Below are 2,662 nucleotides of genomic sequence, written 5' to 3'. Positions count from 1 at the left end.
CATTCGTGTTTTACAAATGGTTTGTTTGCTATACCCTTTTTTAAAAAATATTATTTTTTAAAATTTACTTGACTATTATTAGCTGGTCTTAATAATCAAACTAATGTTAATGTTTACATTGAGTGTAATAAATTAAGGACTTTTACATCCTTAATTATTTCTTATATATTCAAGTATCATATTAGAAATCATTTTTATTTGCTTCTCCCCTGATATTCTAATATCACTTTCTAAAACACTTCCACTTAATGATAATTTTTGAACTAAACTCATTAATGTATGAGTAGTTGTAAAATATAATTCTTCAGCATCAATTGAATCCTTTATAGATCCATCAGCTTGACCTTTTTCAATATACTTTACTACTAATTCCTTAATAAATAAAATATTTTCTTCATATTCTTTAAGTCTATCTTTTTCGATTTTTTCCTTAACTATATAAGAATCAAAATCATGAAGATATTTTAAAAACTGTGGATAATCATTATAAAGCTTAAAAAATATATTTCCTAAATCTTTGAACTGCTCTAATCCATTTTGGTTTATAAAATCATCTTCTTCAATCTTTCTCACAAATTCAGCTCTTATATTAGTCCAAAACTTAATACCAACCTGAATAACAATATCTGATTTTGTTTTAAAATACCTATATACTGAAGCAACTCCAACATCTGCAGCCTTTGCAATATCAGTAACTTTAGTATTGTCTATGCCCTGAGCACAAAAAATTTCAGCTGCCTTTTCTACTATGTATTCCATTCTTTTCTTCTTAGATTGTTCAAATTCTACTTTTCTTTTATCTACAGGTTGCATTATTTCCTCCTTTGTGATAGACTAACTATCAATATGATAGTCAGTCTATCATAATTCACTATTCTTGTCAATAGCAACGAATACATGGAGGAATGTTTATAATGGATAAATCAAAAAATATCTTTGGAAACCCTATGCCTGCAAAAGTATATAGAAAGGCTGAAAAAACAAAAAGAAAGTATCAAAAAAAGTTTGGTGATGATTCTAATGAAACTTATAATTTAAAGACTGCAAACATTGACGTACTGTCACCAATAAATACCAAAAGCTTAGTACTTTCAGAAAGTGAAACAAACTTAAATGATGATAAAGGTATTATTATTGGAAATATAAGAATGGGATTTGGTCATTATAGAATTTCTATTGCCATGGCATCTGCTGCTGCAGCCCTTGGATATAATCCTTACTGGCTTGACCTAAACTCATTTGAAAATACAACTTGTAGTAAAGTAATTGGTTATCAAAACTCTCTTTACTCTTTAGGTTCAAGAATTTCTCAAAAATCAGCTTTATTTAATAAGTTTGTGTGGGAACCAATGAATTATACCGGATTTAAAAAATTAAGCTATAATTCTTCTGATCAAAAAACTGCAGAGCTTATGGCAAGTTTATATAAAACTCTACCAAAAGACATGCCATGTATAGCAACACATGTATGGCCTGCAGAGGCTGCTGTTCATGCTGGTATGAAGAATGTAGTTAATGCTATTCCAGATAACTGGCCAATGGGTCTTCATTTAGCAGAAGGTTCAACTCATCTTGTACAAACTCCTTCATCTTACCTTGGATATAGAACTCTAAAAGGAATGGATGGTAAAAAGGTTTTAAATCCAATACCAGCTGATAAGATTTTTGAATTTGGTCATTATATTGACCATGAACTAGTGGCAAACTTAGAAGATGACTGTAATAAAAGATTAGATAGAATTAATAATAATAAAGCAAAACGTTTCTTATTAACTATTGGTGGTGCTGGTGCTCAGCAAGAATTCTATTCTCAAATAATAAAAAAATTATTACCTTTAGTAAAAGAAAATAAAGCTGTTCTTTATTTAAATGTTGGTGACCACAAGAATGTTTGGGAAAGCTTAGCTTCATCAATTCCTGAATTAAAGGATTTATCAGAAACTTATTTTGATGACTGGAATAAAACAAAAGAGTTTTCTAATAAGGCACTTAATGAAGATGTTAAAGGAGTACATGTCTTCTATCACAAAGATATTTTTGCAGCAGTTTACTCTACTAATCTCCTTATGAGATCTACTGATGTTTTAGTTACAAAACCTAGCGAGCTATCGTTCTATCCAGTTCCTAAGCTTCTTATTAAGAGAGTTGGTGGACATGAAATGTGGGGTGCTATAACATCATCTGAAATAGGCGATGGTACTATAGAATGTGAAACTCCAGAGCTTACTTTGCAAATGATAGACTTAATGCTTGAAGATAATTATATTCTAAATATGATGTGCAATAAAATTTTAGATTTAAATAAAATAGGCAGGTATAATGGTGCTTACAAAGCTGTTGAAATTGCAATGACAATGAAAAAGTAATTATAATAGTAGGTGGTGAGTTTTATGAAAAGTATGTATATAAAAAGTCATGATAATCAAAAGTTTAGCTCCTTTGCTATTTTACTAAGAGAATATTGGTTTATAAGGCATTCAATGAATTTAATCCAAGTTTCCAAATTCTTTTTAGATGAAAAAATAGGGGTATTAGTACTTTTAACAAAAGATTTTTTGCAAGTCTTACATAAATACCTTTGAGTTTCTTTATTCTTACCATTTTTAACTATGTATTTATTTTTACAATGAGGGCAAATTAATTCTGTTGTTTCTTTATTATT

The 2,662-nt window shown here is 29.0% G+C and carries 3 protein-coding genes; 1 reads left to right on the top strand and 2 read right to left on the bottom strand.

Features of this window, described 5'->3' with window-relative positions:
• Positions 1-150: 150 nt before the first annotated feature.
• A complete protein-coding gene (locus BM384_RS16565) occupies positions 151-813 on the bottom strand; it encodes a TetR/AcrR family transcriptional regulator (RefSeq protein WP_090015299.1) in 663 nt (220 codons plus the stop codon).
• A 101-nt stretch (positions 814-914) separates the two neighbouring features.
• Between BM384_RS16565 and BM384_RS16560 the strand changes: the two genes are divergently transcribed.
• The gene (locus BM384_RS16560) at positions 915-2,366 is read left to right on the top strand and encodes a DUF6937 domain-containing protein (RefSeq protein ID WP_207650748.1); all 1,452 of its coding nucleotides are present in this window, start codon (positions 915-917) and stop codon (positions 2,364-2,366) included.
• Positions 2,367-2,422: 56 nt separating this feature from the next.
• On the opposite strand, the gene BM384_RS16555 is transcribed toward BM384_RS16560, so the two are convergent.
• Positions 2,423-2,662: transposase-like zinc-binding domain-containing protein (locus BM384_RS16555; protein WP_139232162.1), on the bottom strand; the 240-nt coding region annotated here is incomplete at its 5' end.

Source organism: Clostridium sp. DSM 8431 (assembly GCF_900116755.1).
GTDB lineage: Bacteria > Bacillota > Clostridia > Clostridiales > Clostridiaceae > Clostridium.
This window is presented reverse-complemented; position numbering and strand designations above follow the sequence as displayed.